The 288-nt window shown below is 50.3% G+C and carries 1 protein-coding gene; it reads left to right on the top strand.

Annotation, left to right across the window (positions count from 1 at the left end; translation table 11 throughout):
- On the top strand, positions 1–288 hold a 288-nt coding region (locus tag ACTHS3_RS17705; RefSeq protein ID WP_440368729.1), incomplete at both ends, for an alpha-hydroxy-acid oxidizing protein.

The raw sequence follows: 288 nt of genomic DNA, 5'->3' as shown, positions 1-288 counted from the left end.
AATTTAATCAATTTGGCGACCAACCCGGAATGGTGTATGAAAATGCTGAACCCGGAACGCCGCACCTTCCGCAATATCGTCGGTCATGCGAAAAACGTAGGCGATTTGTCTTCACTGTCTTCGTGGACTTCCGAACAATTCGACCCGCGTCTGAGCTGGGACGATGTAGCGCGCATTAAGGATTTGTGGGGCGGCAAGTTGATTATTAAAGGCATTATGGAACCTGAAGACGCGGAAAAAGCAGCGAAAAGCGGCGCGGATGCATTGGTCGTTTCCAATAATGGCGGC

The sequence above is a fragment of the Neisseria sp. P0009.S007 genome (assembly GCF_051962515.1).
The sequence above is the reverse complement of the archived record's forward strand: the minus strand, read 5'-3'. Positions and strand labels throughout refer to the sequence as shown.